The organism is Microvirga sp., from assembly GCF_014699075.1.
In the GTDB taxonomy this organism is placed as follows: Bacteria; Pseudomonadota; Alphaproteobacteria; order Rhizobiales; family Beijerinckiaceae; genus Microvirga.
Genome location: NZ_JACXAB010000010.1, coordinates 59,707 through 72,200, shown reverse-complemented (window position 1 = coordinate 72,200; position 12,494 = coordinate 59,707). Strand labels below are relative to the sequence as shown.

The 12,494-nt window shown below is 64.9% G+C and carries 14 protein-coding genes; 7 read left to right on the top strand and 7 right to left on the bottom strand.

Features of this window, described 5'->3' with window-relative positions; translation table 11 throughout:
* Window positions 1–88: 88 nt before the first annotated feature.
* From IC232_RS16130 to mtaB, 3 genes are all read left to right on the top strand, one after another.
* The gene (locus IC232_RS16130) at window positions 89–829 is read left to right on the top strand and encodes a sulfite exporter TauE/SafE family protein (RefSeq protein WP_190846011.1); all 741 of its coding nucleotides are present in this window, start codon (window positions 89–91) and stop codon (window positions 827–829) included.
* Window positions 830–896: 67 nt separating this feature from the next.
* Window positions 897–1,781 carry a diaminopimelate epimerase gene (gene dapF / locus IC232_RS16125; RefSeq protein ID WP_190846010.1) on the top strand — a complete coding sequence of 295 codons (885 nt, stop codon included), beginning with the start codon at window positions 897–899 and terminating at the stop codon, window positions 1,779–1,781.
* The gene (mtaB, locus tag IC232_RS16120; RefSeq protein WP_190846009.1) at window positions 1,781–3,034 is read left to right on the top strand and encodes a tRNA (N(6)-L-threonylcarbamoyladenosine(37)-C(2))-methylthiotransferase MtaB; all 1,254 of its coding nucleotides are present in this window, start codon (window positions 1,781–1,783) and stop codon (window positions 3,032–3,034) included. The genes dapF and mtaB overlap by 1 nt, the downstream gene beginning before the upstream one ends.
* 187 nt (window positions 3,035–3,221) lie before the next feature.
* Here mtaB and IC232_RS16115 read toward each other — a convergent pair whose 3' ends face one another.
* On the bottom strand, window positions 3,222–4,106 hold the full coding sequence (locus IC232_RS16115; protein WP_312895180.1) for an RNA pseudouridine synthase: 885 nt from the start codon (window positions 4,104–4,106) through the stop codon (window positions 3,222–3,224).
* A 93-nt stretch (window positions 4,107–4,199) separates the two neighbouring features.
* On the opposite strand from IC232_RS16115, the gene ftsY reads away from it, so the two are divergent.
* Both ftsY and IC232_RS16105 read left to right on the top strand, forming a co-directional pair.
* Window positions 4,200–5,531 carry a signal recognition particle-docking protein FtsY gene (ftsY, locus tag IC232_RS16110; RefSeq protein WP_190846007.1) on the top strand — a complete coding sequence of 444 codons (1,332 nt, stop codon included), beginning with the start codon at window positions 4,200–4,202 and terminating at the stop codon, window positions 5,529–5,531.
* 41 nt (window positions 5,532–5,572) lie between these two features.
* Window positions 5,573–6,169: a septation protein A gene (locus tag IC232_RS16105; protein WP_190846006.1), complete on the top strand. Its 597-nt coding sequence runs from the start codon at window positions 5,573–5,575 to the stop codon at window positions 6,167–6,169.
* A gap of 170 nt (window positions 6,170–6,339) precedes the next feature.
* Here the strand turns inward: IC232_RS16105 and IC232_RS33090 are convergent, their stop codons facing one another.
* Window positions 6,340–7,683, bottom strand: coding sequence for an adenylate/guanylate cyclase domain-containing protein (locus IC232_RS33090; RefSeq protein WP_190846005.1), 1,344 nt, complete (start codon window positions 7,681–7,683; stop codon window positions 6,340–6,342).
* 138 nt (window positions 7,684–7,821) lie between these two features.
* On the opposite strand from IC232_RS33090, the gene IC232_RS16095 reads away from it, so the two are divergent.
* Window positions 7,822–8,301: a YaiI/YqxD family protein gene (locus IC232_RS16095; protein WP_190846004.1), complete on the top strand. Its 480-nt coding sequence runs from the start codon at window positions 7,822–7,824 to the stop codon at window positions 8,299–8,301.
* Between the two features lie 591 nt (window positions 8,302–8,892).
* Here the strand turns inward: IC232_RS16095 and IC232_RS16090 are convergent.
* From IC232_RS16090 to IC232_RS16080, 3 genes are read right to left on the bottom strand one after another with little or no spacing between them, the layout of a single operon-like run.
* Entirely contained in the window at window positions 8,893–9,471 is a 579-nt protein-coding gene (locus IC232_RS16090) for a DsbE family thiol:disulfide interchange protein (protein WP_190846003.1), read from the bottom strand.
* Window positions 9,464–9,619, bottom strand: a complete 156-nt coding sequence (gene ccmD / locus IC232_RS16085) for a heme exporter protein CcmD (RefSeq protein ID WP_190846002.1) — start codon at window positions 9,617–9,619, stop codon at window positions 9,464–9,466. Before ccmD ends, IC232_RS16090 begins: the two co-directional genes overlap by 8 nt.
* 5 nt (window positions 9,620–9,624) lie before the next feature.
* Complete coding sequence (locus tag IC232_RS16080; RefSeq protein ID WP_190846001.1) at window positions 9,625–10,365, bottom strand: heme ABC transporter permease; 741 nt, start codon at window positions 10,363–10,365, stop codon at window positions 9,625–9,627.
* 435 nt (window positions 10,366–10,800) lie between these two features.
* On the opposite strand from IC232_RS16080, the gene IC232_RS16075 reads away from it, so the two are divergent.
* Entirely contained in the window at window positions 10,801–11,790 is a 990-nt protein-coding gene (locus tag IC232_RS16075) for a M23 family metallopeptidase (RefSeq protein WP_190846000.1), read from the top strand.
* Here the strand turns inward: IC232_RS16075 and IC232_RS16070 are convergent.
* Together IC232_RS16070 and IC232_RS16065 are read right to left on the bottom strand one after the other, a co-directional pair.
* Window positions 11,774–12,139 (bottom strand): antibiotic biosynthesis monooxygenase family protein, encoded by a 366-nt coding sequence (locus tag IC232_RS16070; protein ID WP_190845999.1) that lies wholly within the window; start codon window positions 12,137–12,139, stop codon window positions 11,774–11,776. The genes IC232_RS16075 and IC232_RS16070 overlap by 17 nt on opposite strands.
* Window positions 12,136–12,465 carry an NIPSNAP family protein gene (locus tag IC232_RS16065; RefSeq protein WP_190845998.1) on the bottom strand — a complete coding sequence of 110 codons (330 nt, stop codon included), beginning with the start codon at window positions 12,463–12,465 and terminating at the stop codon, window positions 12,136–12,138. Before IC232_RS16065 ends, IC232_RS16070 begins: the two co-directional genes overlap by 4 nt.
* Window positions 12,466–12,494 lie beyond the last annotated feature (29 nt).

The following is a 12,494-nucleotide window of genomic DNA, read 5'->3' as shown; positions in this document are numbered from 1 at the left end:
TTGGTCTGATTGACAGCATGATGCTCTCCCACAAGCCGGAACCGATGCCATATGCTCGTGCTTCGTGTCCTTACCCATGGGCTCACCCATGACGGAAGAGTTTCTGATCTTTGCGCTGATCGGCTTCGGGGCCCAGCTCGTCGACGGGGCGCTCGGCATGGCGTTCGGGGTGCTTTCCACCACGAGCCTGCTCGCCTTCGGGGTGCCGCCGGCGACCGCCAGCGCCGTCACCCACGTGACCGAGATCTTCACCACGGCCGCCTCGGGCACGTCCCATGTGGTCCACCGCAACGTGAACTGGCGCCTCGTCGCCCGGCTGGCGCCGGCCGGCATGATCGGCGGCGGAGTCGGGGCCTTCATCCTGGCCAATATCGACGCCAAGACCATCCAGCCGGTGGTATCGGCCTATCTCCTGGCGATCGGCCTCTACATCCTGTTCAAGGCCTTCCAGCCCCTCTGGCCCAGGGAGGTGCGCGACTGGATGGTGCCCTGGATTGGGGCGGGCGGCGGTCTGCTCGACGCCATGGGGGGCGGCGGATGGGGCCCCATCGTCACCAGCTCCCTGATCGGCCGGGGCCATGCGCCCCGGCAGGTGATCGGCTCGACGAACCTCACCGAGTTCCTGGTCACCACCGTGATCTCCGCCACCTTCATCGTGACGCTGGGCTGGTCGGAGCTGCGTTCGGCCGCGGGCCTCATCGTCGGCGGCGTCTTGGCCGCACCGCTCGGCGGCTTCCTGGTCAGCCGCCTGCCGACCCGCCCCCTGATGGTCGCCGTCGGCCTCATCATCATCGCCACCAGCATTCCGCGGATCCTCGCGGCTTTTTAAACGATATTGCCGCAGGGCTTTTCGACCCCTCTCGCGATTTCCGGGATTTTAAGCCATATACGGCCGCATGAATGCTCTTTCGAACAGCCGCTTCCTGAAAATGAACGGTCTCGGCAACGAGATCACCGTGCTGGACCTGCGCGGCTCAAGCCATCGGGTGAGCCCGGGGGAGGCGCGTGCCATTGCGGCGGACCCGCGCTCGCGCTTCGACCAGCTGATGGTGCTGCACGATCCCGCGACGCCGGGCACGGACGCCTTCATGCGGATCTACAACACGGACGGCTCGGAATCCGGCGCCTGCGGCAACGGCACCCGCTGCGTCGCCTGGGCGATGACCGCCGATCCCATCATGAGCCGACCGATGGACCACGACCTCGTGCTCGAGACCAGGGCCGGACTCCTGCCCGTCGAGCGCGTCTCGGATCGGGTTTTCACGGTCGATATGGGCCCGCCGCGGCTCGCCTGGAACGAGATCCCCCTGCGCGATCCCTATCCGGACACCCGCACCATCGCGCTCGACACCCGGCTCCCCGACGCTCCCGAGCTGCAGGGGCCGTCAGCGGTGAGCATGGGCAATCCGCATGTGATCTTCTGGGTCGAAGATGCGCTCGCCTATGATCTCGCGGCCATAGGCCCGGTCTTCGAGCACGATCCGGCCCTGCCGGAGCGCGCCAACATCTCGTTGGCCCAGGTGACCGGCCCCGAGCACATCATCCTACGGGTCTGGGAGCGCGGCGCCGGAGCCACCCGCGCGTGCGGTTCGGCCGCCTGCGCCACTCTCGTGGCCGCCGCCCGCAAGGGGCTCACCGGCCGGAAAGCGCTCGTGGCCCTGCCCGGCGGCGATCTCGTCATTGAATGGCGCGAGACCGACGACCACGTGCTCATGACCGGCCCGACCGAGCTGGAGCACGAGGGCACCCTCCCGGCTGCCCTCTTCACCGAGGTGGCCTGATGGCCGTCGAGGTCGTCACCTTCGGCTGCCGGCTCAACATCTACGAGTCGGAGACCATGCAGCGCCACGCGGAAGGCGCGGGTCTCGGCGAGGTGGTGATCGTCAACACCTGCGCCGTGACGGGCGAGGCGACGCGCCAAGCCCGCCAGACGATCCGCAGGATCGCCCGCGAGAAGCCCGGTGCCCGCATCATCGTGACGGGCTGCGCGGCTCAAGTGGAGCCGGAAACGTTTGCCGCCATGCCGGAGGTGTCTCAAATTCTCGGCAACCACGAAAAGATGAAGGCCGAGACCTGGGCCGGCATGCGCGATTTCGGCATCGGCGCATCAGAGAGGATCCTCGTCAACGACATCATGGCGGTGAGGGAAACCGCCATGCACCTCATCGACGGCCTACGCGGGCACACCCGTGCCTTCGTGCAGGTGCAGAACGGCTGCGACCACCGCTGCACCTTCTGCATCATCCCTTACGGCCGCGGCAACTCCCGCTCCGTGCCCATGGGCGCGGTGGTGGATCAGGTGCGCACCCTCGTGGAGCACGGCTCCCGCGAGGTGGTGCTCACCGGCGTCGACATCACGAGCTACGGCCGGGACCTGCCGGGCGAGCCCAAGCTCGGCACCCTGGTGAAGGGCATCCTCCGGCACGTGCCGGAATTGGAGCGACTGCGCATCTCGTCCATCGATTCGGTCGAAGCCGACGACGACCTTTTGGACGTAATCGCCAATGAGCACCGCCTCATGCCGCACTTGCACCTCTCGTTGCAGGCCGGCGACGACATGATCCTCAAGCGCATGAAGCGCCGACACCTGCGGGAAGATGCCATCGCGTTCTGCGAGCAGGTGAAGCGGCTTCGCCCCAACATGATTTTTGGCGCCGACATCATCGCAGGCTTCCCAACGGAAACGGAAGAGATGTTCGCCCGCTCCCTCGACATCGTCGAGGAATGCGAGCTGACGCATCTCCACGTCTTCCCCTTCTCGCCCCGTCCCGGCACCCCGGCTGCGAAGATGCCCCAGGTGGCGCGCGACATCGTGAAGGACCGGGCGCGCAGGCTTCGCGAAAAGGGGCAAACCGCTTTGCTCAAGCATCTCACCGCAGAGGTCGGCACGCGCCGCAACGTGCTGATTGAGTTGAACCAGCTCGGCCGCACGGAAGGGTTTACGCCGGTGCGGTTCACCAGACCGGTGACGCGGGGCGAGATCATGTCGGTCACCATCGACGGGCACGACGGCAACGAGTTGCTGGCAGCATAACCGCATCGTCATCCCAGACGGAGCGTCAGCGGAGATCCGGGATCGGGTGCAGGAAATCGCGATTGAACCTCAACGTTGTCATTCCCGCGCAGGCGGGAATCCATAACCGCTGACGGCGCCGAACTGATCTCAAGTCGTGGTTATGGCTTCCGGGCTCGGGCCATGGCTGCCCCGGAATGACAGTGTCCTATTCTACCGACGATCCCGGATCGGCGGTGCCGTCCGGGATGACGCCGCATATCCTCACCCGCTCGTGCATATGCGCCGGCACCGGAGCCTCGACCGTGATTGGCGGCTTCTTCGGATATAGCGGCACCGTAACGCTGCGGGCGTGGAGATGCAGGCCCGGCCCCCCGAAGCGTGGCGCCGTGCCGTAGATCGGATCGCCGAGGATCGGAAATCCCGAGGCCTGGCAATGGACGCGCAGCTGATGGGTGCGGCCGGTGATGGGGCGCAGTTCGAGCAGGGTGAGACCCTTTCCATCCTCCCCTCGGATCTCGGGTGTTCCCGAGATGCGTTCTTGCCTGCCCAAGTCGGAAACATCCGACTTGGGTGGGGGAGGGTCGGAGCGCGTCAGTGCTCCGGGGTGGGGTGGCAGCGCGACATTCGCAGATGTGGAGTTTCCCACCCCCTCCCGCGCCTCCGGCGCGACCTCCCCCCTCAAGGGGGAGGTGTGCGTGCGCCCCAGCACACGCCACTGCGTCAGCGACGGCTGGCCCTTCGGGTCCACCTTCATCCACCAGCCGCGATCCGGCGATTTCGGCGCAAGGGCCAAATCGATTTGGCCCTCGTCGGCCTCGGGGCCGCCCTCGACCACGGCCCAATAGACCTTGTCTATCTCGCCCTTCTTGAACATCTCGTTCATCCGGGCGATGGCCTTCGGGTGACGACCCAGGATGAGGCAGCCGGAGGTGTCCTTGTCCAGGCGATGTGCGGCCTCCGGCCGACGAGGCAGGCCGAAGCGCAAGGCGTCGAGATGATGAAACAGGGTCTCGCCGCCCTTGGGGCCCGGATGCACCGGCAAACCGGCGGGCTTGTCGATCACGAGCATCAGGGCATCGCGATACAGCAATCGGCTTACTATCTCTTCCGCATTCATAGCGCCTCGGCTATCGAGGCGAACGCGCTAAATCAAGCACAAGAATGAAAAGGCACAGCGAGACCCATGGCGGATACAAAGCCCGATAAGCCCGGATTCCTTTCCCGTCTGTTCGGGCGCAAGGCTGACACGCCTGCGGCTCCCGCACCGGCTCCGGGTACGCCACAGGCCGGCGGCGAGCCCGAGGCGATGCCCTCCCCGCCCACCACGGGCGCGGACGATCTCGCGGCCGCTCCCTCCACCGTGACCACCGCCTCCCCCGATACGCCTGCGGAGAACAAGACGCCGCCGGAGCTGGCCGGCGCCGATCTCCAGCCCATCGAGGGGCTGGACCCGGAGGGCACCAACCCGCAGGAGCCGCTGCCGCGCATCGTCACCGAGCACGGCCCCGAGCTGCGCCCGGACATCACGGCGGCGGACTTAGGAACTCCCGAGCCCGCTCCCGCCGAAGTCGTGCCTGAGCTCCAGCCTGCCGCGGCTCGCGGCTGGTGGCAGCGCCTGACGGACGGCATGCGCCGCACCTCCTCGTCGCTCTCCGACAGCGTCACCGGTCTCTTCACCAAGCGCCGGCTCGATGCGGCGACCCTCGAGGAGCTGGAGGACGCGCTGGTCCAGGCCGATCTCGGCGTACCCACCGCCATGCGGATCACCGAGGCGATTTCCGCCGGCCGCTACAACAAGGAGATCTCGCCCCAGGAGGTAAAGACCATTCTGGCCGGCGAGGTGGAGAAGACGCTGCAGCCCGTGGCCCAGCCACTCATCGTCGACCGTTCGCAAAAACCCTTCGTCATCCTGATGATCGGCGTGAACGGCGCCGGCAAGACCACCACCGTCGGCAAGCTCTCCCAGAAATTCCGCAGCCAAGGTCTGAAAGTCATGCTCGCGGCCGGCGACACCTTCCGGGCCGCCGCCATCGAGCAGCTCAAAGTCTGGGGCGAGCGCGTCGGCGCGCCGGTGCTCTCCCGCGAGCAAGGGGCGGATGCGGCGGGTCTTGCCTTCGATGCGCTCCAGGAGGCCAAGGCCAACGGCAGCGACGTGCTGCTCATCGACACGGCGGGCCGCCTGCAGAACAAGGCCGGACTCATGGCCGAGCTCGAAAAGATCGTGCGCGTGGTCAAGAAGTTCGACCCGTCGGCACCCCACGCCACCCTCCTCGTGCTCGACGCGACAGTCGGCCAGAACGCCATGAGCCAGGTGGAGCTGTTCCAGAAGGCGGCGGGCGTGACGGGCCTCGTGATGACCAAGCTCGACGGCACGGCCCGGGGCGGCATCCTGGTGGCGCTGGCGGAGAAATTCCGCATCCCTGTGCATTTCATCGGCGTCGGCGAAGGGGTGGAGGACCTGGAGCCTTTCACCGCACGGGATTTCGCCAAAGCCATCGCCGGAATCGAGGGATGACACCGGTGTTCCTTCGCATGAAAATCCACTAGAAGAACCTCATGACCGACGAAAAACGCCTCCCTCCCCTCCTCAAGCTCGCCCTCGAACTCGGGCCGCTGGCCCTGTTCTTCATCGGCAATGCCTATGGCGACCGCTTCGGCTTCGCGGAAGACCAGCGCATCTTCGCCGCCACGGGAGTCTTCATCGTGGCGACGGTGATCGCCCTCGGCATCAGCTACGGGCTCACCCGCAAGCTGCCGATCATGCCGGTGGTGTCGGCCATCGTCGTGGTGGTGTTCGGCGGGCTGACGCTCTTCCTGCAGGACGATTTTTTCATCAAGCTCAAGCCCACCATCGTGAACACCCTGTTCGGGCTCGTGCTGCTGGGCGGCCTCTATTTCCGCAAGCCGCTGCTCCAGATCGTGCTCGACAGCGTGTTCGACCTGACCGAGGAGGGCTGGCGCAAGCTCACCTTGCGCTGGGCGCTGTTCTTCTTCGCGCTCGCGGCGATCAATGAGATCGTCTGGCGCACGCAGACCACGGATTTCTGGGTGAGCTTCAAGGTCTTCGGCATCATGCCGCTCACCATTGCCTTTGCATTGGCCCAGACACCGCTGCTGCTCAAGCACGAGATCAAGAAGGCGGAAGAGGTTTAAAACAACCTCGACACTGTCATTCCGGGGCGGCTCATAGAGCTGAGCCCGGAATCCATAATCGCTGACAGTCCAAGGCAAAGCGCACGGATAGGTGTTCCATCCTGAGATGCTGGTGTTTATGGATTCCGGGCCCCGCTACGCGGCCCCGGAATGACAGCGAAGCGAAACCCTCACCCCACCGGCTTCATCAGGACCATCCTGCGCGTGACGCCCGGCAGCGGATCGCACTCCACCTCCGTCCAGAGATCCTCCTCGCCCGCCGCCACGATGGTTTCCTGCGAGGCGAGAAGCTCGCAATCCGTGGCTTTCGTCGCCTGCTCGATCCGCGACGCGATGTTGACGGTCTCGCCCACAACGGTGAATTCGAGCCGGCTCTCGTCGCCCACCACGCCGCAGAACACGTCGCCCGTATGAATCCCGATGCCGAGGCGCACCGGCGGGGTAAAGCCCCGCTTGGCGTTCCAGCGTTCGATCAGGGTGAGCAGGGTGCGTCCGCACGCAAGCGCGCGCCTCGCGTCGCCGTCCTGCGCGCCCGGAACCCCGAAGAGGATGAGCGCTCCGTCGCCGGTGAACTTGTCGATGACGCCGCCGTGCCGGGAGGCTGCGCGCAGCACGCGCCGGCGGAAGGACGTGATGAACACCGCGAGCTGCGCCGGCTCCATGGTCTCGCCGAAGGTGGTCGAGGCGCGGATGTCCACGAACATCACCGTCACCGGAATGCGCCGTCCCTGGCGCAACGAGGCAAATGCCTGGTCGGTGAGGATGGGTGCGAGCTCGCGCGGCAGGTAGCGGGTGAGATTGGCCCGCAGCGTCGTCTCCCGCACGGCCCGTTCCAGCATCAGCCGCCCCTGGCGCGCCACGAGGATCAGGATCAGGCCGGCGGCAAAGACCATCACGATGCGAACCATGTTGGTCTGCATCGAGAACAGGCCCGCGATCGCAGCGAGATCCTGCTGTCGCTCCTCAAGGCTCATGAACCCGCCGCTGAAGGCGATGAGCGTGAGGCCGACCACATAGATGGCGGCCACGAAAGCCTGGAGCCGCGGCTGATAGTGAATCGCCGCCGCCGCCATGGTGATCGGCACCACCCAGGACACCGGAAACGCCGCGAAGAGGCTGCCGGGAATGCCTAAGCCCCAGTGGCTGTAGGCGAGGTTGCCGAGAACCAGGAGGGCATCGGTCACGGCCGTGATCACCGGCAGTTGCGCAATGGCGATCCGCTTCGAGGCGAGCCAGGCGCCGAACCACCCCGAGGCCCCGAACAGGACGAGGGTGAGTTCCGCCGCGCTGATCTGCTTGCGCGCCATGGGAGTGTCGAGTTCGACCCCGGCCGTGGCGAACACAACGGCCAGCAGCAGAAGCCCCCCTGTGACCATGCGGGCCATGCCGGCCCGCTGCAGCGCTCCGGTATCGGCCTCGCGAATCAGCAGATGGGTGGCATCGCTCAAGACCGGCGTCGTTCTCAGCGAGTTGATGAGGCCCAGGGCGGCACGGGTGCGGGATCGTGGGGTCACGGGCTTCCTTTTGCTCGCCGGCAGGTTCATGCACTATGTCACTGGACTGCCCCAGTGCCCATTACGGATCCGTTACGCCACCATGAAGGGCCGTTTAACCTTGGCAGCACCCCCGCACCTCACAGGAATATATGGTTCATGAGCGAAGCCAGCCAAGCGATCACGGTCTATGTGGATGCGGATGCCTGCCCGGTGAAGGCCGAGATCTACAAGGTCGCCGGGCGCCACCGGGTGAAGGTGTTCGTGGTGTCGAATTCCTTCCTGCAGGTGCCACCCGATCCGCTGATCGAGCGCGTGGTGGTGAGTTCAGGGTTCGACGCGGCTGACGACTGGATCGCCGAACGTGCCCGGCGCGGCGCCATCGTGATCACCGCCGACATCCCGCTCGCCCATCGCTGCGTGACGGCGGGCGCCGACGTGATCGGGCCGACGGGCAAGCCCTTCACGCAAGCCTCCATCGGCATGGCGCTCGCCACCCGCAACCTGATGGAGGACCTGCGCGCCATGGGCGACGTGACCGGCGGGCCGAAGCCGTTTTCGGCCAAGGACCGCTCGGCCTTCCTGTCGGCGCTGGATGTCGCGATCAACCGGCTCAAGCGCGCGGGATTTGACATTTAAGAAATGGAGGAATGCTGCTCGATAGTAAGGTCTGGACGGTAATATCGGACGACACTCAGCACCTCCTCCCTTTCACCACTAAAAAACTTCGAGTCAAATTCGATCAAAATGCCTTTTCGCCGGGAGCCAGACGCTCTTTGGCCTCCAAACACAATTTTCTTCTCCTGAACCCTTACAAGTTGAAGCTCAGTCCAAGATATCGTTCGAAACCGAAAGAGCACATTTCTGCTGATACCATCAGGCCCAATCGTAAAGTCGGGCTTCCTATCGATGGAATGAAACAGAATTCCTAAGGAGATCGATAGTAGAATTAGCGCTAAACTCGCAATGATTGCTATACGTCCCCATGGTGGCAGAGAAAATAGAAACTCACTGAAAAGTTTGTTTCGCGCCCGTTTGCTCGTGGGGTACCAGTTGGGATCAGAAAGATCATACGCCATAAAGAGAAACAGAAACGCAAGGGCGATCCCAAGAGTGGCAAAGCCTAGTGCCTTAAATCTGCGAAAGAAGTACCGCCGGTTGGGACTTCCAGAATACTTTAGCTCAGCCGACATCCTAAAACTCTCTGACACACCTGCCAGAGATATAATATTATTTCGACGTCACCACTCGCAACTTCTGCTTAAACCCTGAAATATTCTGCGGGGTCAGGGGCCCGATATGCTTGTGGCGGATGGTGCCGTCGGGGCCGACGATGAAGGTCTCGGGCACGCCGTAGACGCCCCAGTCAATGGAGGCGCGCCCGTTGGAGTCGACACCGACGGCGGCATAGGGATTGCCGAGCGCGCCGAGGAAGCGGCGGGCGTTGTCCGGGTTGTCGCGCTGGTTGATGCCCACCACGCGGATCGACGGGTCCCGGGCGAGATCGACGAGCAGCGGATGCTCCTGGCGGCAGGGGCCGCACCAGGAGGCCCACACATTCACCACCGTGACACGGCCCTTCAGGTCCTCGTTGGAGAAGCCCGGCACGGGCTTGCCGGCAGCTGTGAGGCCTTCGAGCGGCGCAAGGCTGAAGGTGGGAACGGGCTTGTTGATGAGAACCGAGGGCAGCTCGGCCGGGTTGCGGCCGGAGAACAGCTGCACGGCGAAAAGCCCCACCAGAGCCACAAAGACGAGGCCCGGCAGGATGAAGATCAGGCGCGACCGGGAGCGCTCGACAGCCTCAGCCACGGCGGGACCTCCGGCCGATGCCGCGGGATTCGAGGTCGGCCAGCGCGCGCAGCTGGATGCGGTGGTCGATCACGGCGCGCAGGATCAGGCCCGCGACCACCAGGGCGGTCACGATGTAGGAAAACGCGATGAAGAACGTGTGCGACATGGGCGTCAGGCCGCCTGTGCGTCGAGGCGCTCGGCCTCGAGGATCGTGAGGGTGCGCACCCGGCGGCGCAGGATCTCGGTGCGCATGCCGGACAGGTGCAGCGCGACGCCGAGAAGCGAGAAGGCGACGGCCATGATCAGGAGCGGCACGAGCATGGAGGGATGGATCGTCGGCCCGTCGATGCGGAACACGGAGGCCGGCTGGTGCAGGGTATTCCACCAGTCGACGGAGAACTTCACGATCGGCACGTTCACCGCGCCGACAAGCGTGAGGATCGACACGGCCCTGGCGGCGCGGTTCGGCTCCTCGATGGCGCGCCAGAGCGCGAGGATGCCGAGATAGATCAGCAGCATCACCAGCATGGAGGTGAGCCTGGCATCCCACTGCCAATAGGTGCCCCACATCGGCTTGCCCCAGAGTGATCCGGTGAAGAGGCAGATCAGCGTGAACGCCGCGCCGATGGGAGCGGCCGCCTTCTGCGACACGTCCGCGAGAGGGTGGCGCCAGACAAGGGTGCCGAGCGCCGAGGTGGCCATGATCATGTAGAAGAACAGGGACAGCCAGGCCGCCGGCACGTGGAGATACATGATCCTGACCGTCTCGCCCTGCTGGTAATCGGCGGGCGATGCAAACCAGACCAGGTAGAGGCCGACACCCATCAGGATCGCGCTCAGCCCCCCCACCCACGGCAGCAGCGTGCCGCTGAGGCTCATGAAGCGGGTCGGGTTGGCAAGCTCTCGGATCATGGGTTCGATGTAGCGGTCTTGGGGTGTGCCTGCAACGTGGAGATCGCCGCACGCCGCATAACGTTTTCGCCAGAGATGGGGTTTGTATGGGGTTCAGACGCTGTTGGGCATTCCGGGAATGTGCGTAGGATCTTGGCTTTATTTTTCGCCGACTGGTCCCCACGTCATCACCGGCCTTGTGCCGGTGCTCCCGATCCGAAAAGCGCCGCACCTTTCAAATCGAGATGGCCGGGACGATCCCGGCCATGACGTGGCGGGTGTCGTTCCCGGCGAGCGCAGCGAGGGAAGGGAATCCACGATCGCGCTCAGTGCTATGGATTCCCTTCCCCTCCGCTGCGCGTCCTTCCGGGAATGACACGAGGCCCCTGAAACCTCCCGCCTTTCATTCGCCATCCGGACCGGCCTATAGTTTCGCATCTCTGTTGCGGAGCGATCATGCGCCTTGGATTGTACAGCCTGTTCGGCCTCACCCTGCTGGCGCTTCCAGCTTTTGCGCAGGACATCAGCTTACGCCTGCCGGTCGCCTGCGAGATTGGGCGCACCTGCTTCATCCAAAATTATCTGGACCGTGACCCCTCCCCGGCGGTGAGCGATCACCAATGCGGCACCCTGACCTACGAGGATCACGACGGCACCGACATCCGCATCCCGAACATGCTGGCGCAGCAGGCCGGCGTGGATGTGGTTGCCGCTGCCGATGGCAAAGTCGCGAGCACGCGCGAAGGCGTTCCTGACACTGCCGTCACCGAGCAGACGCGCGAAAAGATCAGCCAGATCGGCTGCGGCAATGCCGTGGTGATCGATCACGGCCAGGGCTGGCGCACGGCTTATTGCCATATGGCGAAGGGCAGCGTCGCCGTGCGGTCCGGCCGCGAGGTGAAGGCTGGCGAGAAGATAGGCCAGATCGGATTGTCGGGCCTGACCGAATACCCCCATCTGCACTTCACCGTGATCAAGGATGGCAAGCCTGTCGATCCCTTCGCCTATGGGGCGCCGGAAAAATCCTGCGGCGGCGGCAAGTCCCTGTGGGAGGCATCCTTGCAGCGGGCGCTCGCCTATCAGGCGGGCGCCGTGCTCAACAAGGGTTTTGCGAGCGGCCCCGTCACCATGGAGGCTATCGAATCGGGCGCGGCCGAGCGGGAGACGCCGACCACGAAGTCTCCTGCCCTCGTGGCTTTCGTGCGCGCCATCGGCCTCAAAGGCGGCGATGTGCAGACCCTCACTCTGTTCGATCCGGACGGCAAGCCGCTCGCCCAGAACAAGGCGCCGCCGCTTGATCGCGCCAAGGCGCAGTGGATGGCCTTTTCCGGCGTCAAACAGCCAGAGGGCGGCTTCCGTCCCGGCCTTTACCGGGCGATCTACCGGGTCGAGCGGAACGGGAGGCCTGCCATCGAGCAGGCCTTCGGCATCAGCCTTCGCCCGTGATGCCCTCATGCGCCGTGCGGCTGTCCGCCGGCGCCTCATCGCGTTCGTTCAGCCCGTAGTCGCGGATCACGCTCGCCACGCGCAGGCGGTAATCGCGAAACACGCCGTCACGGCCCGCTCCTTGCGTGGTGCGGTGGGAGGGCAGGTTGCGCCAGGCCCGCACCGCCTCCTCGTCGCGCCAGAACGATAGGGACAAGAGTTTTCCAGGCTCGGAGAGGCTCTGGAAACGCTCGACGGAGATGAATCCGTCCATCGCCATGAGGTCGGAGCGGAGCGCCGCCGCGAGACCGAGATAATCCCGCTTGCCGGCATCCCCGTCCGGCCAGACCTCGAAGATCACCGCGATCATGGCTTGATCAACTCCCCATGAGGACCTGAGGCGAGGCGCAGGAAGACCCGGTCCTCCCGGCGGATGAACTGCTCCCGCTTGGCGAACTCGTAATTGGCGCGGCCCTGCGGGTCGTTGCGCAGGCGCTCGCGATACGCTTCGTATTCGGACAGGTTTTTGATGTTGTACACGCCGTAAGCAACCGTGCTGGAGCCCTCGTGGGGAGCATAATAGCCGATCAAGTCGGCGCCGCAGCGGGGAATCGCCTGGCCCCAGGTGCGGGCATATTCGGTGAAGGCGTCCACCTTGAAGGGATCGATCTCGTAGCGGATGAAGCAGGTGATCATAGGTAAGCATCCTTTGACTAAGACAGTTC

Excerpts from the sequence above, each read along its gene's own strand:
- IC232_RS16080 (WP_190846001.1), bottom strand. The coding sequence starts at position 10,365 with ATGATCCGAGAGCTTGCCAACCCGACCCGCTTCATGAGCCTCAGCGGC.
- IC232_RS16095 (WP_190846004.1), top strand. The coding sequence starts at position 7,822 with ATGAGCGAAGCCAGCCAAGCGATCACGGTCTATGTGGATGCGGATGCC.
- mtaB (WP_190846009.1), top strand. The coding sequence starts at position 1,781 with ATGGCCGTCGAGGTCGTCACCTTCGGCTGCCGGCTCAACATCTACGAG.
- IC232_RS16075 (WP_190846000.1), top strand. The coding sequence starts at position 10,801 with ATGCGCCTTGGATTGTACAGCCTGTTCGGCCTCACCCTGCTGGCGCTT.
- ccmD (WP_190846002.1), bottom strand. The coding sequence starts at position 9,619 with ATGTCGCACACGTTCTTCATCGCGTTTTCCTACATCGTGACCGCCCTG.
- IC232_RS16130 (WP_190846011.1), top strand. The coding sequence starts at position 89 with ATGACGGAAGAGTTTCTGATCTTTGCGCTGATCGGCTTCGGGGCCCAG.
- IC232_RS16065 (WP_190845998.1), bottom strand. The coding sequence starts at position 12,465 with ATGATCACCTGCTTCATCCGCTACGAGATCGATCCCTTCAAGGTGGAC.
- IC232_RS16070 (WP_190845999.1), bottom strand. The coding sequence starts at position 12,139 with ATGATCGCGGTGATCTTCGAGGTCTGGCCGGACGGGGATGCCGGCAAG.
- dapF (WP_190846010.1), top strand. The coding sequence starts at position 897 with ATGAATGCTCTTTCGAACAGCCGCTTCCTGAAAATGAACGGTCTCGGC.
- ftsY (WP_190846007.1), top strand. The coding sequence starts at position 4,200 with ATGGCGGATACAAAGCCCGATAAGCCCGGATTCCTTTCCCGTCTGTTC.
- IC232_RS16105 (WP_190846006.1), top strand. The coding sequence starts at position 5,573 with ATGACCGACGAAAAACGCCTCCCTCCCCTCCTCAAGCTCGCCCTCGAA.